The following is a 22,661-nucleotide window of genomic DNA, read 5'->3' as shown; positions in this document are numbered from 1 at the left end:
CTATTCATTTTTTGATTTGCAGCGAAGGTAGAGATTTTATTATTGAGCCTTTTTTTGAGTGCTTACCTACCGCTTTGCGAACCATGTGGAATGTTTCCTGTTCGATAATGGCAGCTTCGAAGCCACTATCGAACTCTTCCTGTCCAGAAAAATAGGGAATATCTAATTGCTCATGTTTTAAGTGATTCAGACATTTATTTCGGGTGACGGTATAAAGGAAGCTTTTTACTTTCAAAATGTCGTCAAAATCTTCTTTCCGTTCCCAATAAGCTAACAATACATCTTATGCGATGTCTTTGCAAACTTCTTTGTCTTCAATATAGTGGGATGCGAACACGCAAAGAATAGGATAGTAGTCATCAAATAGCTTTTTGAAAGCCTGTTTGTTGCCACGTTTTATGTCTGCAATTATATTTTCTATATGTATGTTCACTATTTAGGGTGGAACGATTGGTGCAGAAACTCTCTTACCCAATCTTGCTTATTTTCCTCAGCTTTTCTTCTTCGATGATTTTGATTTTTCTTCCGTCGATAGTAATCAGTCTTTCCGTAGCGAATTGCGACAAGGTACGGATAGCGTTCGAAGTAGTCATATTGGAAAGATTTGCCAGATCTTCACGTGAAAGATAAATGCTCAACGTAGAACCGTCTTCTTCCAGTCCATAACTTTCTTTCAGGAAGATGAGTGATTCGGCCAAGCGTCCGCGAATATGTTTTTGTGTCAGATTAACGGTACGTTCGTCAGAGATACCCAAGTCAATGGAAAGTTGGCGGATAAAGAACATGGCCAAGTCATTATTTTGGGCAACCAGCGTAGTGATGGCACTCATAGGAATCAGGCAAACAACGGAAGGTTCGAAAGCTGCTGCGGCAGTTACAAAATCTTGTTTGGCAAAATAAGCACGATATGCAAAGTATTCGCGTGGTTTAATCATGCGGATAATTTGACTTCTACCCCCCACACCATCTTTGAAGATTTTCACTTTTCCACTGATGAGACACATCAGATGATGTGGCGTTTCTCCTTCACAGTAGATGGTTTCATTCTTTTTGTAGGTTTGTATCGTATAATTATTCATCAGAAACTCCTTTTGCTCATTGTTTAGAGGAGCTAACATATCGGATAACGGTTCCGAAATATCGATGTCTGACATATTCATTTTTACCATGAGTGCTACAAAACTGTGTTATACAGCACAAAAGTAAAAAGAAAAAATGAGAAAATGAACGAATCTATAAAAAGATTGCACAAAAGTGGGAGCTTTCGTGCAATCTTGCAGACATTTTATTTGGTAAACAACAGTTCTCTATATTTAGGCAACGGCCATATTTCGTCATCCACTTCCATCTCCAGGTGGTCGATGTGGTCGCGGATTTGGTCAAGATATGGGCGTACTTTTTCTTCGTATGCGAATGCCCTTTCTTTGTAGTTTTCCATGTGGTTGGCTACTTTTCTCGCTTCGGTCATGTCGCGCACGAGTACTTTGATAGAAGTGACCCGGTGTGAAATCTCACGAATCAATTCTTTACGGTCGGCACTCAATACTTCGTATTCTTCAGCCGGGAATATTTCTTTCAGTCCGCGAAGATTTTCGAGCAAACGGTTCTGATAGGCAACCGCAGTCGGTACGATGTGGTTGATGGCGAGGTCGCCCAATACACGGCCTTCGATTTGCACCTTCATGGTGTATTTCTCCAGTTCCACTTCCAGACGGCTGTTTAATTCAGTTTCGTTGAAGATACGTTCGCCGATAAGCACCGATTTGGATTGGTTGTCAATATAGTGCATCAGGGCTTCCGGTACGTGGCAGATATTAGTCAGTCCGCGGCGTGCAGCTTCTTGTTTCCATTCTTCGGAATAGCCGTCCCCTTCGAAACGAATCGGTTCGGAGGCGATAATTGTTTCTTTCAGCAGGCGGAAGATAGCTTCGTCTTTGCCAACTCCTTCTTCCATCAGCTTTTCTACCGATGCCCGGAATTCGTTCAGTTGGTTTGCCATGGCCGCATTGATTGCAATCATGGAGGCGGCACAGTTGGAAGAAGAACCTGCGGCACGGAATTCGAAACGGTTTCCGGTGAATGCAAAAGGAGAAGTACGGTTGCGGTCGGTGGTATCCAGTAAAATTTCGGGGATACGTCCGATGCCTAACTTCAGTGTGGTTTTTTCTTCCGGTGTCATTTTCTCATTTCCTACCTGGCGGACAATTTCGTCGAGAGTAGACGAGAGTTGTGAACCTAGAAAGCAAGAGAGGATGGCGGGAGGAGCTTCATTGGCTCCCAAACGGTAGCTGTTGCTGGCGCTCATGATGGAGGCACGCAATAAATCCTGATTTTTATAAACCATCATTAAGGCATTTACCAGGAAGGTGAGGAATAGCATATTTCCTTTCGGATTCTTTCCGGGAGCGAACAGATTGATGCCAGTGTCTGTACAGAGCGACCAGTTGTTGTGCTTGCCCGAACCGTTTACTCCGCTATATGGCTTTTCGTGCAGGAGTACATTAAAATGATGTTTCCTGGCGATACGCTTCATCAAATCCATGACGAGCTGGTTGTGGTCGTTGGCAAGGTTGCAGTTTTCGAAGATAGGGGCCAACTCAAATTGGTTGGGAGCTACTTCGTTATGGCGTGTTTTGGCAGGAATACCGAGTTTGTGACACTCGATTTCGAGTTCTTTCATAAATGCAGTGACACGTGGAGGGATAGAGCCGAAATAATGGTCTTCCAACTGTTGGTCTTTGGCAGAAGAGTGTCCCATCAGTGTCCGTCCTGTCAGGCAGAGGTCGGGGCGTGCATTATATAAGGAAGAGTCTACAAGGAAATATTCCTGTTCCCATCCTAAATTGGTATATACGCGTGTGATGTTCTTGTCGAATAGCTGGCAGACTTCCGTTGCTGCTTTATCTACAGCGGCAAGTGCTTTCAACAATGGAGTTTTGTAATCCAACGCTTCACCTGTATAAGAAATGAAGATAGTGGGGATACAAAGAGTGGTATCTACAACGAATGCCGGTGAAGAAACATCCCATGCTGTATATCCTCGTGCTTCGAAAGTGTTGCGGATACCGCCGTTAGGGAAAGAAGAAGCATCCGGCTCTTGCTGGATCAGTAGTTTTCCGGAGAAGCGTTCAATCACTCCGCCATCTTCGCCGAATTCGATAAAGCCGTCATGCTTTTCGGCTGTTCCGTCTGTCAGAGGCTGGAACCAGTGTGTGTAGTGAGTGACGTTGAGTGACTTAGCCCAACTTTTCATACCGTTAGCAATTAAATCTGCTATTTCACGGCTGATAGGTGTACCTTTTTCGATAGCGTCGGTTACAGCTTTGTATGCTTCTTTGGGAAGATACTCTTGCATCTTCTTGCGGTCGAACACGTGGCTACCATAATAATCAGAGAGTTTGTTGGAAGGGGCAATAACTTCCAGAGGTTTCCGGTTGGAAAGCTCTTGTAAGGCAAAAAAACGCATTTTTGACATAAATGGTCTATTTTTTATCGGTTGATGGCGCAAAATTATATGTTTTTTCTGAAAGTACCCCTATTTTGGAGGGGGTATTTTGAAAAATAATGTGTTTTTCTAAAAGTACCCCCTCTGTTTATTCTCCAACTTCTATTCTTGTTGTTGCTGTTGGTCGATTTCTTTAGCCATCTGTTTAACCAAACTTTCCACTTGGATATAATGGTTGTGATAGTTCTTGAATAACAGTTTGAACATTGGGCTGTTCACAGCCATTTGGGTAAGAAATTGTAGGTGTTTACCCGTAGAGGTGTTCATCTGCATACGCTCTTTTTTGCTCAAGTTGTCTTGTAGGGAGTAAACACCGCATGAAATTTGGATTTCTGCAATGCCTTCGTCCCAAGGATGGGTGTTGAGGTGAGTCAATGCTGCCAGGATTTTTTTTAGGTTTTTCAGCAGAATGTTTAATAGTTCGAATTCGGTGCGGTTTATGGAGCAGGAATCCGGGTTCAGGAGGAAAGCGAATTTAAGGTAGAAATCCTTTAATTCCTCTTTAGGAATAACGAATGAATCTTTGGAAGCCTTTATCATGCCTCCCACCGCTGGTTGAACGGTAACTTGTTTTGTTTCCATAATATAATTATGAATAAGGTGGTAGGCGAAGATTTTCTATAAAATAAGAGCGGTTCCGTCTTTCCCGTTACTCTTCACCAACCAGGCAGTGGGTGCATTAACACTCCACACGGGGGTACGAAACCGCCATATGAAGCATCAGGACAGGCATAAAAATGCCTGCCACGAAACGAGGCAGGTTCCCTGCCTGGTTGATATGAAGAGTATCACAAAGATACGACAATTTTCTTCTTTGTCAAGAATAAAAGGAGAAATAAAAAGATAGAAGGGTTGATTTAGTCATTAATATGTTTTCAGGGGGCTCTTATATTTACAGATATTGGAACTTTGTATTTTTTCCATTATTGTTGAAATCCCCTTCATATTATAACTTCTTCCATACAAGTTTTATTAATTCCTCTTTCAACCTATCACCACCTTTCTGAAACTCTTTATTCATCGTGCTTGCAGAATGGTGATAGGTTGTTTCTAACCTGTCACCACATCTGTCACCTATCACCTTGGTGATACTGTATATTTATGCTTTTCTTGTCTCTATCCGCGTCACTTTATAAACTTCCTGCGTTTTGTAAAAAAGGAAACCTATGATGATATAAAGTGTTTCATGCCGTGAAACACTTTGTTTCAAGCCTTTGAAACTAAAGTTTCAGCTAGGAGAAACTCTAGTTTCATCAGTAAGAAACCAATGGTTTCAAGTAATTGGAACTAAAGTTTCAAGGCTTGAAACTGGAGTAATCTCTTGTGGAGACTTTTGTTTCCACAAGGCTTCTGTTTTTATGCAGGCTTTATTTAATGTTGGGCGGTGATAGGTGATAGATGAGGTGACAGGTTAGAAACGACCTATCACCGCTCTGTAAGCACGATGAATAAAGAGTTTTAGAAAGGTGGTGATAGGTTGAAAGAGGATTTTCGTTTTTTATATATGAAGAGAATAGCAGAATATGCAGAGCTTCCTGCATTTATTTCGAGACAACCGCGCCAAAGATTTAGTTCATCTCCATGTTATTTTGAATAATGTGAAGGTTTTCTTCTGATAACTCTTTTTAGTGTCCAACTTCTCTTGCTTTTCGATATTCTTTTTTATATTTGCCTACGTTAATGAAGGAGATACGACGATTGAGAGATAAAATATTGATAGGATGCATATTGTGTCTGTTCTCTTTTATACCAAAGGGGACAGCCAATAATTATATAATGAATCCTTATACCCATCAGGAAATCTCTGCTGACTCCATTATAGAACGTGTGATGACTTTTGCACCTTTGTATGAAACGATAGTCAGTGATTATCGCGCGAACCTATATATAAAAGGTAAGATGGATATTCAGAAGAAGAATTTTATTCTCCGTTATGTACCTTCTATGTTTCGTTTGCAAAAGGGTGTTCGCGAATATCTGCTTGAAACATACAGTGACCTTCATTATACGGCTCCCAATATTTACGATCAGAAAGTAAAGGCTTCCCAGGGAACTGTGAGAGGAAACAGGGGATTGCCTGGATTGCTCGAGTATTTTAATGTAAATATCTACTCTTCTTCTTTATTGAATGATGAACGCTTATTGTCACCACTGGCCAAAAACGGACAGAAATACTATAAATACCGGATAGACAGCGTGATGGGAGATCCTAACAATCTGGATTATCGGGTTCGTTTTATCCCCCGCACTAAGAGCGATCAGTTGGTGGGTGGATATATGGTGGTCAGTAGTAACGTTTGGAGTGTTCGTGAAATTCGTTTTTCGGGGAGATCGGAACTGATAACATTTACCTGTTGGATTAAGATGGGAGATGTAGGCAAGAAAAATGAATTTCTGCCAGTGCGTTATGAAGTGGAAGCTCTTTTCAAATTTCTCGGAAATAAGGTGGACGGTAATTATACCGCTTCTTTAGATTATAAATCCATTGAATTGAAAGAAAAGAAGGTACGTAAGAAAGAAAAGAAGAATTATAACCTTTCAGAATCCTTCTCTTTGCAGTGTGATACGAATGCTTATAAGACGGATGCTTCTACCTTTGCCATCATGCGCCCCATCCCTTTGAGCGAAAGCGAGAAGAAACTATATTCCGACAATTTGCTTCGGCGTGACACGACAACGGTACAAAAGCAATCCAAGAGTCAGGCTTTCTGGGGAACGATGGGTGATTTGATGGTAGAAGATTATAAATTCAACTTGTCCAACATCGGAAGCGTGCGGTTCTCTCCGTTTATCAATCCGCTCTTATTCAGTTATAGTGGAAGCAACGGTTTGTCTTATCGACAGGATTTCCGTTATAACCGTCTTTTCAGAGGGGATAAATTACTTCGCATTGTGCCTAAACTCGGATACAACTTTACGCGTAAGGAATTCTACTGGTCATTGAATGCCGATTTTGAATACTGGCCGCAGAAACGGGGATTCTTCCGGTTGAATGTGGGTAACGGTAACCGTATTTATAGTAGTAAAGTGCTGGACGAACTGAAAGCCATGCCGGACAGTATCTTCAATTTCGATTTAATTCATCTTGATTATTTCAAGGACTTGTATTTCAATTTCCGTCATACCGTTGAAGTAGTCAACGGACTGGATATCGGTCTGGGTTTCTCTGCCCATAAAAGAACAGCGGTAGAGCCTTCCCGTTTTGTGATTACCGGTGACTATCCGATGCCACCCCCGGAATTTATGGATAAATTCAAGAACACTTATATCAGTTTTGCTCCCCGTATCCGTATAGAGTGGACTCCGGGACTCTATTATTACATGAACGGAAAACGAAAGATTAACCTCCATTCTTTATACCCGACTTTCTCGGTCGATTATGAACGAGGTATTAAAGGAGTGTTCAAGAGTACGGGTGAATATGAAAGAATAGAGTTTGACCTTCAGCATCAAATCCGGTTGGGATTGATGCGTAATATTTATTATCGTTTCGGATTCGGAGCATTCACCAATCAGGATGAGTTGTATTTTGTGGACTTTGCCAATTTCTCCCGGCATAACCTTCCGGTGGGCTGGAATGATGAAATCGGCGGAGTATTTCAGGTGCTTGACTCACGTTGGTATAACTCCTCCCGCCGTTATGTACGGGGGCATTTCACCTATGAAGCTCCGTTCCTTATTCTCCGGCATCTGATGAAGTACACCCGTTATGTGCAGAATGAACGTATTTATATCAGTGCCCTCTCTATGCCGCACCTTCAACCTTATCTGGAAGTGGGATATGGCATCGGTACGCATATTTTTGACGTAGGAGTTTTTGTGAGCAGCGAAAATTGGAAATTCGGGGGAATAGGCTGTAAGTTCACGTTTGAGTTGTTCAACCGATAGTTTTCTTCGTTCCGGTTGTTTTATCGAAAGATTTTAGTTATCTTTGTATAAGAGAGGATGAGGGCAGAATTTAGCATCAAAGAGGTGTAGTCGCCTCATAAGCACAGGTATTTTCCTAGAAAATAAATTCTAAGGTATAAATACCTAAATTTATTTTAGTAAATAACTCATCCTCTCTTCTCTCTTTTTTATATGCATATACAAAATGGACGGAATTTTAATAACGATCATTGTTATCACCGCTTTCCTGGTTTATAAGATGATTTCCTCAAGCAGGAAACAGGAGGGGTATAAAAGATGGAAAGCAACAAGCAGTGGTAAGGAAGAAAAAACTACTAAGGTAAAATGGGAACACGGAGCCTGGCTAAGGCATGCTTTGGGGGGAACTGTTCCGAGAGCGCAGTATGTTCAAAAGTTTGATGAATCGGCTGTTGTTTGGTGCGCCAACTTGTTGGGAGTGGAAACGGCACAGTTGAAGGAAATTCTACGGGATGTTTCCGAACATTACCGGGAGTTCTGGATGAGAAAAAGAAAGGGAGGTTATCGGATGATTTCTGCTCCTGACAAAGAATTACAATCTATTCAAACCACTATTAATTCTCGAATATTATCATCTGTGACAATGATTCATCCGGCGGCAGTAGGTTTCCGGAGCGGTCATTCTGTGGTTGATAATGCCAGTCCCCATCTGGGAAAACGGTATATCTTGAAAATGGATATTCATGATTTTTTCTTTTCGATACGGAGCCGGAGGGTGAAAAAGACATTTGAGAAAATTGGTTATCCGGAAAATGTGTCTAAAGTATTGGGAGTGTTGTGCTGCTTGTACAGGCACTTGCCGCAGGGAGCGCCTACAAGTCCGGCGTTAAGCAATATCGTGGGGTATGAGATGGACAAGAAATTGGCTGCATTGGCAGCGGAGTACGGACTGACCTATACCCGCTATGCCGATGACCTGACTTTTTCGGGAGATGTGTTTCCCAAAGAACAAATCATTCCCCGGATCAAACAAATCATCCGTGATGAGAAATTCGAACCGAATCATAAAAAGACCCGTTTTATCAATGAGTATGGCAGGAAGATTATTACAGGAGTATCTGTCTCTTCCGGTGCGAAACTGACAATCCCTAAAGCCAGAAAGAGAGAGATCCGGAAGAATGTCTATTTTATCCTGACGAAAGGCTTGGCGGAACATCAGCACCGGATTGGCTCGAGTGATCCTGTTTATCTGAAACGGCTGATTGGAGAACTTTGTTATTGGCGGTCAATAGAACCGGACAATGCGTATGTATCCGATTCTATTAACCGTTTGAAATGTTTGGAGAAAGGGTATTAATCTAATTGGCAATCGTTACCCGTTCATTTTCTATCTTGGCGTAATTCCTTTTCACAGCTTCGCGAATACCTCTTTGCATGGCAGCGTCTATGTTCGATCCCATACGGGCAAAGCCGAACTGTTGTGCGCATGCTTTTATCAAATCTGCCGCAGGCAGGCTGATGGAGTCGGTCAATAGTTGCCGGATGGCATTGGCTATCTCTTCAGGTGGTATGTCTGTCGCTTCCCGGTCGGAAACCGGGCGATAGATTGAATAGGAAGCGCATTGCTCTTTGTCGTTCCAGCAGAAGACAAGTCCTTCGTATTCTGTGCGATAGATATTCAATGTGTCGAGTGCTGTTTCTATCTGTGCCTCTACCCGTGTTCCCAAGCGGCTGATTCCCCATTCGGACAGAATTTTCTTACAGAGCAGGGATTTACTGATTGGCGCCTCGCTTTCCATAATCTTCCGTATTTGGGAGAGGAGGATAGAGTAACTGTCCGTAAAGAAAAAGTCTTCCGGTGAATAACTGTATGGAGTAATCTTTGCAAACTTGTACTTTTGTTCTATCCGGTTTTGCGTAGAAAGAACGGAAGCAGCTTGCTTTTCAGGAGCAGCAGGCGATGCCTTGAGTACGAATGAAATCTCATTGTTGGTCATCTGTGTCGTCGGTGCAGGTTCTGTCACTTCTGTCGGAGTAGAATTGATTTCGGTTGCTGTCATTGAGCCGACCTTTGAACTCTTTTTCCGGGCGATAGCCTCTTGGATAGTTGCCATTACTTCGTCCGGCTTTTCCCACCAGTCCATTGTCCATATCCGGTAGATGTCCCATCCGAGTGCTTTCAATACATTATTCTGCACAATTTCCCGGTCACGTGCGGTCTTGGTGCGTTTGTAGTTTTTACCGTCGCAGATAATACCTAACTGATAGTTAGAGGTATTTTCGGTGTCGACGATACCTATGTCTATTTTGTATCCGGAGCAACCAATGTCTGTATGCACGGTGTAACCCAATGAGCGCAGTCTGTCGGCAATGATCGTTTCGATGGAGGCTGTTGCTTCCGACAGTTGTCTTGGCACACTGCTGATGGTGCTTCGGGTTCCCTTCTCCGCATATTCGAGGAAACGTTTTAGTCCGGCTACTCCAATAGAAGAAGTCCGGTTCAGGTCGATCATCTCCGACCTTAGGGTGGAATAGATAATCATCTCATACCGGGCACGGGAAACGGCTACATTCAATCTTCTTTCGCCGCCTGTCCGGTTCAGTGGTCCGAAATTCATGCTGACGCGCCCTTCTGCATCCGGGCCATAGCCCACAGAGAAGAGAATAACATCGCGTTCGTCTCCCTGCACATTCTCCAGATTCTTGATAAATAACGGTTCGTCGCATTCCAGCGCAAGAGTTTCCAGTTCGGGGTAAAAGATAAAAAGGTCGGATAATAGGTCTTCTATCAAGGCTTGTTGGACAATGCTGAAAGTGACTACACCGATACTTTTCTTTCTTAATTCCTCGCTTCTCAATCTTCTGGCTATTTCGTCCACCACAGCTTGAGCTTCCGCCCGGTTCTGGCGCGACTTGCCTTTATCATAGTAACCGTTGATGTTGACTATCCTGACTTTCGATTCAATGTTGTCCGGTGAGGGGAAAGTCATCAGTTTGTTATCGTAATATTCGGAGTTGCTGAAAGCGATGAGGCTCTCATGTTTGCTTCGGTAGTGCCATAATAAATATTTGGAAGGGATAGACAGAGCGAGACAGTCGTCAAGGATACTCTCCAAATCTTCCATTTCAATGTTGTCTTCATCAATGGTGTTGACCGAGAAGAAACTGGTAGGAGGCATTTGTTTCGGGTCGCCTACGATAATGACGTTTTTACCCCGTGCAATGGCGCCCACCGCTTCATAAGTAGGCATCTGTGAGGCTTCATCAAAGACAATCAAATCAAATTTATCAGCGTCCGTATCGATGAATTGAGCGACGGAAAGAGGACTCATCAGCATACACGGGCACATGCGCGACAACAAAGTGGGAATTTGGTCGAATAGCTTGCGAATAGATATGCCGCGGGCATTGTTGCGGATATTCTTTTGAAGGATACCCACTTCGGAACTTTGGATGGCTTCGTGAGTGAAAGACGGAATGTTGGAGGCCAACCGGGCAAATAATTCTCTTTGGGTCGTTTCTTCGAATTTGGCGGATATTTGTTTGTATTTAGCAATGATATCATTGAATATCTTACCGTTGAATAATTCCAAAGTCGGCTCTTTGGCAATGATATACCGGATAGCCGCCTGATAGAAACTCTTGCGGAAGCTGTCTGTAAGTTGGCTGGTAGGAATATTCTTTTCTTTATATTCCGTCGCGATAAATCCTATTCCCAGACTATGCAGGGTTTGGCAGGCTTGTAGCCACTGATACCAGTCCTTGAGCTTGTCGAGGTTCTCTTTCCAGGTTCGGGCTTTTGACAAGGCAATCGTTATCCAGTCGGCTGAATCGGTATAAAGTTCTTCGATCGAGATACCCAGCATGCCGGACAATTTCTTTTCGGTGGCTGTGAGTGTATCTGCGAGCTGATACAGTTCATTGAAAGAATGAGCATGGATGTCTCTGAATGTTTGAATTCCTTCAGTGAGTTGTGCGGACAAATTCTGCTTGATTTGCGAAACTTTGGCAATGTCTTTTGCGTAGTTCAACAAATGCGAATGAAGGGAAGTCATGTCGTCGATTATCTGCTCAATGGTGTTCCAATCCTCGTTCTTGCCGGGGCGTCCGAATAGGGAGGGAAGTTGCCCGATGTATTTCCGGACGGCTTCTGCTTCTTCCTGATACCGGATAATGCGGTGGAGCAGAGGTTTGATGTCTTCTGTTTCAATCGTTTTTAAAGCATATACGTTGATTGCCTTTCTGATTTTCCGTTGTCCGAAATATCTGGGAAGGAACCATTGACCGGATACCCGGTTCCATTCGGCTAACATCTGCTTTGCGTTGATGGACAGGATTTCTTGGATGAATTCGGTTTCTATCTCTTTCCTTTGTTCATCCCGTTTCCGTCCGTGAACCACTACTTCCCGGTATTCATTCAGTGTTTCGTTGAGCAATGGCAAAGTCAGCAATCCGGGAGTCAGTTCCGGAATGTCGAGTATTCTCCGGATGATGTGGGAGATTGTCTGGAAATCCTTGCGTGTAGGGTGTATATCCGTATCTTTTAGAAGTATGGAGAATACATCCAGCTTCTGCCGGATGGTGGTCAACAGGTCGATAAATCCGGTGAGCAGTTGGGAGGATCCCTCCTTAACGGCTGATGAATATTCGGTAATCGAGATACCGGTTAATGGATGCTGGTAAGGATGTCCACACGCATTGGCCGTCCGGACTAGCAGCTCGATGGCATCTTCCCATTGGGCAAATGTGTCTTTATCTAATGTATCCAGATAAGCTTGTGGAATATCAAAACAAGATTCGACGTCCACGGATTGATAATGAATAATGGCGTCATATAATGAAACTCCGAACGGGTATTCTTTATGCAGGGCTTCGATATATTGATTCAATTCCACCCGTAAATTCAGCAGGCGTTCCGCTTCCTTTCTGAATTCTTCGGGAGGTGTCTGCCTGATAATTTCCGTGGTTTCTTTCAGTTGAGAGATAACGGCGGATTTCTTTGTTTTGTTGGAATGAATTTCCAGACAGAACGGAGCCAGCCCGATAGCTGCCAATCTGTTTTGCACAACGGAGAGGGCAGCCATCTTTTCCGCTACAAATAAAACACGTTTTCCTTTGTAAAGCGCGTTGGCGATAATATTGGTAATCGTTTGCGATTTTCCTGTTCCCGGAGGCCCGTGCAGGATGAAAGTCTTGTCGTGTACGGCTTCGTAGATGGCTTCCAGTTGCGAAGAATCAGCGATGATGGGTAATACAATGTCTGCGGGCGACACTTGTTTGTCCATATCCGTTGCATCTATTTCCTCTGTGGCGGCTTCCCATTCTATCTTTCCGTTGATGAGGCTGGACACAATCTTGTTCTGAACCAGTTTGTTGGCATTGTTGTGAATATCATTCCACATGATGAACTTGTTGAAAGAGAAGATACCCAGAATCGCTTGCTCTTCCACGTCCCATTTACGCTGGTTCTTAATGCTGTTGCGGATAATGGAATAGATCAGCTTGACGTTTACGCCGCTTTCGTCGGTAGGCAACGGGTCCAATCCTGATATGGTGATTCCGAAGTTTTGGCGAAGCATTTCCAATAAGGTGATGTTCATCATTGTTTCTTCTTCCCGGGAACGGATTACGTAACCTTTGGCTGCCGATTTACGGATAATTTCAACCGGTAATAGCAAGATGGGGGCATAGCGGGGACGTTCGCTGGAAGGTGTCTCGTACCATTTCAAAAGTCCGAGAGCCAGATAGAGTGTGTTGGCTCCATTCTCTTCGATAGAAGTACGCGAAGAGCGGTATAAGTGAGTCAGTGCCTTACCTAAATCGTTTTCGGGCAGATAGAAACGTAACCTTTTCTGTGAAAGTTCCGAGTTGATGAAACCAACCATGGGATCAGACTCCGGTATGGAGGAATAAATCCCGAAGTCCATCGCCGGACTTTCCCAATCGGCAGGGCGGTGGAGGATGCGGAATTCTTCTCCGTCGGCCAATGCATCTTCCAGACAGGATAGATTAGCCGGGATGAGTTGGAGCGTGTTTTTGGTAATCCGGATATTCAGCAGGTTGTTGCGCAGGCTTAAATCCAGCAACCGTCTTTCCCATAACAGTTGTTTGGTGATTACGGTCTGGGTTTCATTGCCCGATAAATCATACGGATTGATACTTTGCGGAGTGGCATGAACGGCACTTTTTTGAATGTCGGTCTCCTTTTCTTCTACTTCCCATACCTGTCCATGCAAAATGCGTTGGGGGATGGGGCGGATGCCCGAATGTCTCGCTCTTTTCACATCTATGGCAAGAATGAAACTGTTTCCATCCGTCAACTTTCCGTTCGCTTTCTTCACAGCATCGTCGAAATCGGACGAATGGCCCATGTTCATGCAGGTCGTTTCAACTAAGGTAATGTCGTAGATTCCTTCGGCTGTCCGTTTGGTTAACAGGGAAACATCGTCAATGGTAGGATCCGGAAAAGTCTCCGGCACTAGCCAGGCTCCCGCAAAAGCATGCCCTTGAGTGATGATAATGAGTGCATTCAGACCGATTGCTTCCAGGCAGGAAGCATAGAGCAAGGCCATATCCAGACAGGTTCCCAGTTTTTGTGCCATTACGGAGTCGGCTAGCCGTACACGTTGCCCATATTCCTCGAAGCTGGCGGGGATGGTGCTGTATATAATCTGTTGTTCCGTGATAGCCGTGTAGATGGCGGCCATCTGTTTCCTTACCCGGTCCGGAGTGCGGCTTTGATATTCGTCGAGGGACGGATTGTCAGTCCATTGTCCCAAGATGGAAGCGGCTCTCTTGATGATCGGCACAATGGCTGTATGATTGGGGGTGATGAAAGCGGCCAGCATTTCGGGCAATACATTGAGCCCTCCCCATTGGTCGTATGCCAGAATGTCGATAGGGTAGGTTTGGCAGAATACGGATTCTGCTTCGGAAGTAATTTCAATTTTCAGATTGCCGGATAAACGTTCGGTCAGCTGTGTGAAATAGTTGGCGGACAAAGTGAGATTGAATGACGACAGGCATATCGATTCATTGGGCGGAATCTGTGCCACAGCTATCGGAGCAGCGTTTCCGAAAGTCGGTTCTGTCGTGATTTGTACCTGAATGTCCTTCAGCGGGGCAGGCGTTGTATTCTCAATAGAAAGCTGATGAATGATTGATGCACCGTTTTGTTGTATCGCAAAATTAATAAGCGGTAAATAGTCGCATTGCACCTTGACTTTGTCCAATCTCTCGTCCATGGCAAAAACTGTATAAATTAAAGATTGCAATATTACAAAAAATACGGATATAATTCTCTTTTCTTCTGCCATTCTTTTGTCAATCAAGAAAATATTCCTACCTTTGCGCCCGATTTATAGATAATATAATGTCTTATTTAATTAAAGTATTAAACAATTTATTTATTAATGGAAAACTTAAAGAACGTAGCTCCTATTGAAGATTTCAACTGGGATGCTTATGAAAATGGCGAAACAGTAACCAACGTTAGCCACGATGAACTGGAAAAAGCTTACGACGGTACGCTTAACAAAGTGAACGACCGTGAGGTTGTTGACGGAACCGTAATCGCAATGAACAAGCGTGAAGTAGTTGTGAACATCGGTTACAAATCAGACGGTATCATCCCATTGAATGAGTTCCGTTACAATCCGGATCTGAAGATCGGTGATACAGTAGAAGTATACATCGAAAATCAGGAAGACAAAAAAGGACAGCTCGTTCTGTCACACAGAAAAGCCCGCGCTACTCGTTCTTGGGATCGCGTTAACGCTGCTCTGGAAAATGAAGAAATTATCAAGGGTTACATCAAGTGCCGCACTAAGGGTGGTATGATCGTAGACGTATTCGGAATCGAAGCATTCTTGCCGGGTTCTCAGATCGACGTTAAACCGATCCGCGACTATGATGTATTCGTTGGCAAAACAATGGAATTCAAAGTGGTTAAAATTAACCAGGAATTCAAAAACGTTGTTGTATCTCACAAGGCTCTTATCGAAGCTGAACTGGAACAACAGAAGAAAGAAATTATCGGTAAACTTGAAAAAGGACAGGTTCTTGAAGGAACTGTTAAAAATATCACATCTTACGGTGTATTCATCGACCTTGGTGGCGTAGACGGTTTGATCCACATCACTGACCTTTCTTGGGGACGTGTTAGCGATCCGAAAGAAGTGGTTGAACTGGATCAGAAGCTCAACGTTGTTATCCTTGACTTCGATGACGAAAAGAAACGTATCGCTCTTGGCTTGAAACAACTGACTCCGCACCCATGGGATGCTCTTGACACTGACTTGAAGGTAGGTGACAAGGTGAAAGGTAAAGTGGTTGTTATGGCTGACTACGGTGCATTCATCGAAATCGCTCCGGGCGTAGAAGGTTTGATCCACGTTTCAGAAATGTCTTGGAGCCAACACCTGCGTTCTGCACAAGATTTCATGAAGGTAGGCGACGAAGTAGAAGCTGTTGTGCTGACACTTGATCGTGAAGAACGTAAGATGTCTTTGGGTATCAAACAACTGAAACAAGATCCATGGGAAACTATCGAAGAAAAGTATCCTGTAGGTTCTAAGCATACTGCAAAAGTTCGTAACTTCACTAACTTCGGTGTATTCGTAGAAATCGAAGAAGGTGTTGACGGCTTGATCCACATCTCTGACCTTTCTTGGACTAAGAAAGTAAAACACCCATCAGAATTTACTCAGATTGGTGCTGACATCGAAGTTCAGGTATTGGAAATCGACAAAGAAAACCGTCGTTTGAGCCTTGGCCACAAACAACTCGAAGAAAATCCTTGGGATGTATTCGAAACTGTGTTCACTGTAGGTTCTGTACACGAAGGTACAATCATCGAAATGTTGGATAAGGGTGCTGTTGTAGCTCTTCCTTACGGTGTAGAAGGTTTCGCAACTCCGAAACACCTTGTAAAAGAAGACGGTTCACAAGCACAGTTGGATGAGAAACTTGAATTCAAAGTGATCGAGTTCAACAAAGACGCTAAGAGAATCATCCTGTCTCACAGCCGTATCTTCGAAGATGTAGCTAAGGCTGAAGAAAGAGCAGAAAAGAAAGCTGCTTCTGGTGCTAAGAAGTCATCTTCTAGCAACAAGAGAGAAGATTCTCCGATGATCCAGAACCAGGCTGCTTCAACTACGCTGGGCGATATCGACGCTCTTGCTGCATTGAAAGAACAGTTGGAAGGAAAGAAATAATCTGAATAGAATATTTTCCAATGAAAGGCGCTCCCGTTTGGGGGCGCTTTTTTTGTTTATCTATGCTTGTCTGCGTACATCTATATAATCTATGGTGAAATATTTTCGTTTCCTTTGCAAGATTGAATATGAAATACTTTATCTTTGCATACCATGGAAAAATTTGAGTTACATATATTGGGATGCGGTTCTGCTTTGCCTACTACGCGACATTTTGCGACCTCTCAAGTCGTAAACTTGCGTGAAAAACTATTTATGATTGATTGTGGCGAGGGAGCACAGATGCAATTACGCCGCTCGCGACTGAAATTTTCCCGATTAAATCATATCTTCATCTCTCATCTACATGGTGACCATTGTTTCGGATTGTTGGGACTGATCTCTACATTCGGATTATTAGGGAGAACTGCTGATTTACATATTCATTCTCCAAGAGGACTGGAAGAGTTGTTTGCGCCGATGCTTGCTTTCTTTTGCAAGACTTTGACTTATAAGGTGTTCTTCCATGAATTCGAAACGAAAGAACCGATGCTCATTTACGATGACCGTTCGGTGACTGTAACCACAATCCCTTTAAAACATCGAATTCCCTGTTGTGGTTTCCTTTTTGAAGAGAAACAGCGTCCTAATCATATCATCAGGGACATGGTAGACTTTTATAAAGTCCCGGTCTATGAACTGAACCGCATCAAGAACGGAGCGGATTTTGTAACTCCCGAGGGAGAAGTAATACCCAATTTACGTTTAACCCGCCCTTCGGCTCCGGCGCGTAAATATGCTTATTGTTCCGATACAATCTATCGTCCGTCCCTTGCTGAACAAATTAAAAATGTAGATTTGCTTTTCCATGAGGCCACCTTTGCACAGACCGAGCAGGCACGCGCTAAGGAAACTTATCATACCACTGCTGCGCAAGCTGCGCAGCTTGCTTTGGATGCCAATGTGAGACAACTGGTGATCGGACATTTTTCCGCCCGTTATGAAGATGAATCTGTCTTACTTCATGAAGCGTCCGCCATTTTTCCACAAACCATTTTAGCGAAAGAAAATTTGTGTATTGACGTTGATGGAGGGACTGTCTATGAAAAGTAGTCGACTGCTTTGGGGAGTAATCATCCTGCTCTTCGGTTGCTTGGCAGCCTGTAAAAAAGAGAAACCTCAATCTCCGATACCGGATTCTTTGTCTTCCCTCCAGGAACTGTTCCATCCTGCTTATCAAATAAATGCAGACAGCATTCATCAGATGATTCGTATTTGCCTGAACGAAAATCCGGTAACTCCCTGGGATTCGGTTTTGCTGGCACATTATCAGGAAAAGGATGAATTCTTTTGGCTGAACGATTCTCTCATATCCGATAAACCTGCCGTACAGGTGGCAGACTCGATGTTATTCTGGTTAGGAAACATTTCACAACATGGAGTTAATCCGAATCTGTATCCTGTCGATAGCATCCGTGAGGAATTGCAACAGATACGAACCTTGAAACTGCGTGAAGGGAAAACGATGAACCGTCTGCTGGCAGACGTGGAGTATCAGTTAACAGCCGCCTATCTTTCGTATGTGTGTCAATTGAAATTCGGATTCTTGCCTCCGGAGCGCAGATGGAATGATTCGATCGACCACATTCCTTTAAAACAATGTGACGTGAAGTTTGCAATGGCCGCTCTCGACTCTTTGCGTGCAAATCCTAACGCCGCTTTTCACCGGGCGCAACCCGCTTCCCCGCTTTATCATAAGATGCAGGAAGAGCTGGTTCGTGTGAATTGCTGGGGAGTGACAGATACTACGGATTATTATCGCGACCGCCTATTGGTAAACATGGAGCGGGCACGTTGGCAATATGCATTGGATAAAGGACGAAAATATGTGATAGCTAATGTGGCGGCATTTATGTTGCAAGCCGTCAACGAAGAAACAGACTCTATCCTGGAGATGCGTATTTGTGTAGGGACTGTGAAGAATAAAACTCCTCTATTGTCAAGCAGGATTTATTATATGGAACTGAATCCTTACTGGAATGTGCCTCAAAGCATAATTCGGAAAGAGATCATTCCTACTTACCGCAGAGATACGACGTATTTTACCCGTAACCGCATGAAGGTATACGATAAGAATGGACTCCAGGTAGATCCCCACAGTATTAAATGGGCGAAGTATGCAGGAAGTGGCGTACCTTATACGGTGAAGCAGGACAACAAAACGGGGAATTCATTGGGACGCATCATTTTCCGTTTCCCTAATCCTCATTCCGTATACCTGCATGATACTCCTTCCCGGTGGGCTTTCACGTTGAAGAACCGGGCAGTGAGCCACGGTTGCGTCCGTCTTCAGAAAGCACTCGACTTTGCTTTCTTCTTGTTGAAAGAGCCGGATGAATTATTGGAAGACCGTATCCGTATTGCAATGGATATCAAACCGGTGAGTGAAGAGGGGAAGAAGCTGCCTGTCAGTGCGGCCTATCGCGAACTGAAACATTATAGTTTAGAGAAATATATACCTTTATTTATAGATTATCAGACGGTTTATCTGTCTGCCGATAATAATTTGAGGAATTGTGAGGACATTTATAAATATGATTCGTCTTTACTAGAAGCAATGAACAACCTGAATTTGAAACCATAAATAAACATACAGATACAAGAGATTATGATTCCTTATAACGAACGCGAAGTTCTGAAGCTCCTTCAGGAGGAGAGTACACAGCGGAAAGGATTTGAAATGATTGTGGCGCAGTATAGCGAGCAATTATATTGGCAAATCCGCCGGATGGTACTGTCGCATGAGGATGCGAACGATCTCCTGCAAAACACTTTCATCAAGGCATGGACGAATATTGATTATTTCCGTGCCGAGGCGAAACTGTCTACCTGGCTCTATCGCATCGCGCTGAATGAATGTCTTACCTTTCTGAACAAGCAGCGCGCTATGACTACCGTGGATATTGATGATCCTGAAGCTGCGATTGTGCAGAAGCTGGAAAGTGACTCCTACTTTTCGGGCGACGAAATACAGTTGTGTCTGCAAAAAGCTCTATTGACTTTGCCGGAAAAACAGCGTATGGTGTTCAACCTGAAATATTATCAGGAAATGAAATACGAAGAGATGTCGGAAATCTTCGGTACATCGGTTGGTGCGCTCAAAGCGTCATATCATCATGCGGTGAAGAAAATAGAGAAGTTTTTAGAAGAAATAGATTAAACCTTTTAAATTGGACGTTGTCTAAGTAAAAGAGAGGAGAAAAACGTATGAAAGAAGAAGATATCCTATTGAAGAAGCTTGGTAAGGAAAATTCCTTCAAAGTGCCTGATGGTTACTTTGAAAACCTGACTTCGGAGGTAATGAATAAACTTCCTGAAAAAGAAAAAGTAGTTTTCAAGGAAGAATCTGTCAGCACATGGACAAGACTGAAACCATTGCTCTATCTCGCTGCTATGTTTGTAGGTGCGGCCCTGATTATCCGGGTAGCGTTGACAGATCACAAACCTGCTGCGGTCGATGAAGTGGCGGTGACGGAGGTGGATACTGAAGTTGTATCGGACGAAATGCTGGATGTGGCACTGGACCGCGCTATGCTGGATGATTATTCGTTATATGTTTATTTGAGTGATGCAAGTGTAGAATGATTTATTAAAACTGATTGAATACAGAAAATGAGAAAACTAATCGCATGGGTTGTTTTGTTGTGTGGGTTTATGCCTGTTCTTTGGGCTGCTGACGGATGTGATCAGCATTTATCCCGGGAGGAGTTCAGGGCAAAACAAAAGGCATTCATTATCGAACAGGCTGGATTGAGTAAAGAAGAGGCAGCCAAGTTCTTTCCCGTCTATTTTGAACTTCAGGATAAGAAGAAGAAACTGAATGATGAATCGTGGGATTTGATGCGCAAAGGCAAGGATGATAAGACAACGGAAGCTCAATATGCAGAAATCAACGATAAGGTAGCTAACAATCGTATTGCTGCCGACCAGCTTGATAAGACTTATCTGGGTAAGTTCAAGAAGATTCTTTCCAGTAAGAAGATATTTCTCGTGCAGCGTGCGGAAATGCGCTTCCACCGGGAGATGATAAAAGGAATGAATCGTGGCAAGGATAAAGGAAACGATTCGAAGAAGAAATAAAGAAAAACAGAGCGTCTATTCATACGAGTTAGACGCTCTGTTTGAGTAAAATAGAGGCTCTACTCGCACGGAATAGAGTCTCTATTTTTTTTATTTAGATAGCATTGATTTTAAGTGTTCTATTTCTGCAATCAATAGTGGAATATCCTGTTTGGCATGTATTATGAACTCCAAATCATCTTTCGATGATTGCATGTAAATCAATGTTATTCATGGGTCTTACAGTCCTTTTTTCTTTGCTTCATTCCAAATAGCATCCATCTCTTCAAGAGACATATCCTTCAGGCTTTTTCCTTCCTTGATAGTATGTTCCTCCAAATAATTGAAGCGACGGATAAACTTTTGGTTGGTAAGTTCCAAAGCGTTATCAGGATTGATCTTGTAGAGACGCGCTGCATTGATAAGGCTAAACATGACGTCGCCGAATTCAGCTTCTGCCTTGTCCTTATCCATATTAGCTACTTCATCCTGAAACTCTCCGATTTCTTCCTTCACTTTATCCCATACCTGTTCACGCTCTTTCCAGTCGAAACCTACATTACGGGCTTTGTCTTGAATACGATAAGCCTTGATGAGCGAGGGGAGGGCAGCGGGGACACCGCTCAATACACTCTTATTGCCATCTTTCTCCTTTAGCTTCAACTGTTCCCAATTTTCGGAAACTTGTCCTGCTGTCTCTGCTTTTACTTCTCCGAATACATGCGGGTGACGGAAAATCAGTTTATCACACAGTTTGTCGCAAACATCTTTGATGTCAAAATCTCCTGTTTCCGAGCCTATCTTGGCATAGAAAGCAACGTGCAATAATACGTCGCCCAATTCCTTGCAGATTTCTTTCTTGTCATCCCTCATCAGGGCGTCGCAAAGTTCGTAAGTCTCTTCTATGGTGTTGGGACGCAGACTCTCATTGGTCTGTTTGCGGTCCCAGGGACATTTAACACGCAGTTCGTCGAGAATGTCCAGGAAGCGTCCGAAGGCTTCCATCTGTTCTTGTCTGGTATGTGACATAAATATATTTTGTATTAAAATTGTTATAAGGCTATTATTAATGCGAATCAGTATTTGATTTATTAGTTAAAAATTAGCGTAATTAGTGCGATGGCAATTTTTCCCATCGTATGTACCAGAAGTCCAGATGTAGATCTGACTTTCATCGCTCTTTGAATATTTGTTTTTTCATTCAACCAGTTGAACAATGATTCAATGGGTTGTCTGACTTTAGAGACTGCAGTTGAAAACAAGTCTCTTGCGGCTTTCTCCCTTTTGGTTATTTCAGGTGATTCTCCTTTGATAGCTTTTACAGGAGTAAATAGCGAGATTTTTTTGCATTCTTGCGTCTCTTTATAGAATGGTATATCCGAATATATTTTATCGGCATATATTTCTCTATTGTTCAGATTTCCCACACATTCTCTTTTGAATACTGTGGAGTCATTTTCATCAGCAGCGGAAAGTATGAGCATTTCAGGAAAAGGTATAGTTCCTTTTCTACGGAAAGCCACTGCATGGAGTTTTAGTCCGAAGTAATACATGTTCTTTGTCGAACAATATCCTTTGGAAGTAATCTCAGTGGCCACCTTTCCTACTTTGTTCTTTCCCGCGCAAGTAATGATAGGCATTGAGTCAACTAATGATTTCATACTGTCACAATCTTGAGGATTGAATGAATGGATTAACTGCCTGACAAGTTCACTGATTGCTTCCGGCATCAAATTCAATCTATAATTGAATGTTTGGTAAGAAGGCAAGTTAGGGAACCATGAAAGCAGGTATTCCTTGGTAAAAGTATGTATGTCTTTGATTTTAAAGTATTGCTGATAAGCTCCGCAGAACAGATATACAGTAAGCAGTTCCTGATCGGTAAAGATTGGATGATTGTTATTACTGAACCTCTGGCAGTAGAACTTGAGTGAAGACTCGTAAACATCGCAGATATACATATATATTTTTATAAG

14 protein-coding genes and 1 pseudogene are annotated in these 22,661 nt (G+C 43.1%); 8 read left to right on the top strand and 7 right to left on the bottom strand.

Annotation, left to right across the window (positions count from 1 at the left end):
• Positions 1 to 67: 67 nt before the first annotated feature.
• From CJF29_RS18215 to CJF29_RS18200, 4 genes and pseudogenes are all read right to left on the bottom strand, one after another.
• Positions 68 to 433 (bottom strand): annotated as a pseudogene (locus CJF29_RS18215) (sigma factor); the annotation flags it as partial.
• Between the two features lie 34 nt (positions 434 to 467).
• Positions 468 to 1,169, bottom strand: coding sequence for a Crp/Fnr family transcriptional regulator (locus CJF29_RS18210; RefSeq protein WP_074638964.1), 702 nt, complete (start codon positions 1,167 to 1,169; stop codon positions 468 to 470).
• 116 nt (positions 1,170 to 1,285) lie between these two features.
• Positions 1,286 to 3,475, bottom strand: coding sequence for a glutamine synthetase III (locus CJF29_RS18205; protein WP_004301833.1), 2,190 nt, complete (start codon positions 3,473 to 3,475; stop codon positions 1,286 to 1,288).
• Positions 3,476 to 3,607: 132 nt separating this feature from the next.
• Positions 3,608 to 4,087 carry a hypothetical protein gene (locus tag CJF29_RS18200; RefSeq protein WP_099147452.1) on the bottom strand — a complete coding sequence of 160 codons (480 nt, stop codon included), beginning with the start codon at positions 4,085 to 4,087 and terminating at the stop codon, positions 3,608 to 3,610.
• 1,098 nt (positions 4,088 to 5,185) lie between these two features.
• On the opposite strand from CJF29_RS18200, the gene CJF29_RS18195 reads away from it, so the two are divergent.
• Positions 5,186 to 7,393, top strand: coding sequence for a DUF5686 family protein (locus CJF29_RS18195; protein ID WP_074637641.1), 2,208 nt, complete (start codon positions 5,186 to 5,188; stop codon positions 7,391 to 7,393).
• Between the two features lie 205 nt (positions 7,394 to 7,598).
• Positions 7,599 to 8,729: a retron St85 family RNA-directed DNA polymerase gene (locus CJF29_RS18190; protein ID WP_074637638.1), complete on the top strand. Its 1,131-nt coding sequence runs from the start codon at positions 7,599 to 7,601 to the stop codon at positions 8,727 to 8,729.
• A gap of 1 nt (position 8,730) precedes the next feature.
• Here the strand turns inward: CJF29_RS18190 and CJF29_RS18185 are convergent, their stop codons facing one another.
• Entirely contained in the window at positions 8,731 to 14,688 is a 5,958-nt protein-coding gene (locus CJF29_RS18185) for a DUF3320 domain-containing protein (protein ID WP_099147451.1), read from the bottom strand.
• 96 nt (positions 14,689 to 14,784) lie between these two features.
• Here CJF29_RS18185 and rpsA point away from each other — a divergent pair, with 96 nt between their 5' ends.
• The 6 genes from rpsA to CJF29_RS18155 all read left to right on the top strand — a co-directional run bounded on the left by rpsA (position 14,785) and on the right by CJF29_RS18155 (position 20,706).
• Positions 14,785 to 16,587 (top strand): 30S ribosomal protein S1, encoded by a 1,803-nt coding sequence (rpsA, locus tag CJF29_RS18180; RefSeq protein ID WP_004301842.1) that lies wholly within the window; start codon positions 14,785 to 14,787, stop codon positions 16,585 to 16,587.
• Between the two features lie 153 nt (positions 16,588 to 16,740).
• Positions 16,741 to 17,679, top strand: coding sequence for a ribonuclease Z (locus tag CJF29_RS18175; RefSeq protein ID WP_008775508.1), 939 nt, complete (start codon positions 16,741 to 16,743; stop codon positions 17,677 to 17,679).
• Positions 17,669 to 19,210 (top strand): L,D-transpeptidase family protein, encoded by a 1,542-nt coding sequence (locus tag CJF29_RS18170; protein ID WP_255299439.1) that lies wholly within the window; start codon positions 17,669 to 17,671, stop codon positions 19,208 to 19,210. Before CJF29_RS18175 ends, CJF29_RS18170 begins: the two co-directional genes overlap by 11 nt.
• Before the next feature lie 24 nt (positions 19,211 to 19,234).
• Positions 19,235 to 19,786: an RNA polymerase sigma factor gene (locus CJF29_RS18165; protein ID WP_008016827.1), complete on the top strand. Its 552-nt coding sequence runs from the start codon at positions 19,235 to 19,237 to the stop codon at positions 19,784 to 19,786.
• Between the two features lie 47 nt (positions 19,787 to 19,833).
• Entirely contained in the window at positions 19,834 to 20,211 is a 378-nt protein-coding gene (locus tag CJF29_RS18160; protein ID WP_099147449.1) for a hypothetical protein, read from the top strand.
• A 27-nt stretch (positions 20,212 to 20,238) separates the two neighbouring features.
• A complete protein-coding gene (locus CJF29_RS18155) occupies positions 20,239 to 20,706 on the top strand; it encodes a hypothetical protein (RefSeq protein ID WP_007757387.1) in 468 nt (155 codons plus the stop codon).
• Between the two features lie 219 nt (positions 20,707 to 20,925).
• Here CJF29_RS18155 and mazG read toward each other — a convergent pair whose 3' ends face one another.
• A complete protein-coding gene (gene mazG / locus CJF29_RS18150; RefSeq protein ID WP_099147448.1) occupies positions 20,926 to 21,714 on the bottom strand; it encodes a nucleoside triphosphate pyrophosphohydrolase in 789 nt (262 codons plus the stop codon).
• 62 nt (positions 21,715 to 21,776) lie between these two features.
• Positions 21,777 to 22,646, bottom strand: a complete 870-nt coding sequence (locus CJF29_RS18145; RefSeq protein WP_099147453.1) for a transposase — start codon at positions 22,644 to 22,646, stop codon at positions 21,777 to 21,779.
• Positions 22,647 to 22,661: the final 15 nt, after the last annotated feature.

The organism is Bacteroides celer (assembly GCF_002632415.2).
Lineage (GTDB): Bacteria > Bacteroidota > Bacteroidia > Bacteroidales > Bacteroidaceae > Bacteroides.
Note: the sequence above shows the minus strand (reverse complement) of the source record. Positions and strands in the feature narration are given on the sequence as shown.

What these genes read in the sequence shown, in the direction of transcription:
- CJF29_RS18210 (WP_074638964.1), bottom strand. Translation starts at nt 1,169, where the DNA reads ATGGTAAAAATGAATATGTCAGACATCGATATTTCGGAACCGTTATCC.
- CJF29_RS18205 (WP_004301833.1), bottom strand. Translation starts at nt 3,475, where the DNA reads ATGTCAAAAATGCGTTTTTTTGCCTTACAAGAGCTTTCCAACCGGAAA.
- CJF29_RS18200 (WP_099147452.1), bottom strand. Translation starts at nt 4,087, where the DNA reads ATGGAAACAAAACAAGTTACCGTTCAACCAGCGGTGGGAGGCATGATA.
- CJF29_RS18195 (WP_074637641.1), top strand. Translation starts at nt 5,186, where the DNA reads ATGAAGGAGATACGACGATTGAGAGATAAAATATTGATAGGATGCATA.
- CJF29_RS18190 (WP_074637638.1), top strand. Translation starts at nt 7,599, where the DNA reads ATGGACGGAATTTTAATAACGATCATTGTTATCACCGCTTTCCTGGTT.
- CJF29_RS18185 (WP_099147451.1), bottom strand. Translation starts at nt 14,688, where the DNA reads ATGGCAGAAGAAAAGAGAATTATATCCGTATTTTTTGTAATATTGCAA.
- rpsA (WP_004301842.1), top strand. Translation starts at nt 14,785, where the DNA reads ATGGAAAACTTAAAGAACGTAGCTCCTATTGAAGATTTCAACTGGGAT.
- CJF29_RS18175 (WP_008775508.1), top strand. Translation starts at nt 16,741, where the DNA reads ATGGAAAAATTTGAGTTACATATATTGGGATGCGGTTCTGCTTTGCCT.
- CJF29_RS18170 (WP_255299439.1), top strand. Translation starts at nt 17,669, where the DNA reads ATGAAAAGTAGTCGACTGCTTTGGGGAGTAATCATCCTGCTCTTCGGT.
- CJF29_RS18165 (WP_008016827.1), top strand. Translation starts at nt 19,235, where the DNA reads ATGATTCCTTATAACGAACGCGAAGTTCTGAAGCTCCTTCAGGAGGAG.
- CJF29_RS18160 (WP_099147449.1), top strand. Translation starts at nt 19,834, where the DNA reads ATGAAAGAAGAAGATATCCTATTGAAGAAGCTTGGTAAGGAAAATTCC.
- CJF29_RS18155 (WP_007757387.1), top strand. Translation starts at nt 20,239, where the DNA reads ATGAGAAAACTAATCGCATGGGTTGTTTTGTTGTGTGGGTTTATGCCT.
- mazG (WP_099147448.1), bottom strand. Translation starts at nt 21,714, where the DNA reads ATGTCACATACCAGACAAGAACAGATGGAAGCCTTCGGACGCTTCCTG.
- CJF29_RS18145 (WP_099147453.1), bottom strand. Translation starts at nt 22,646, where the DNA reads ATGTATATCTGCGATGTTTACGAGTCTTCACTCAAGTTCTACTGCCAG.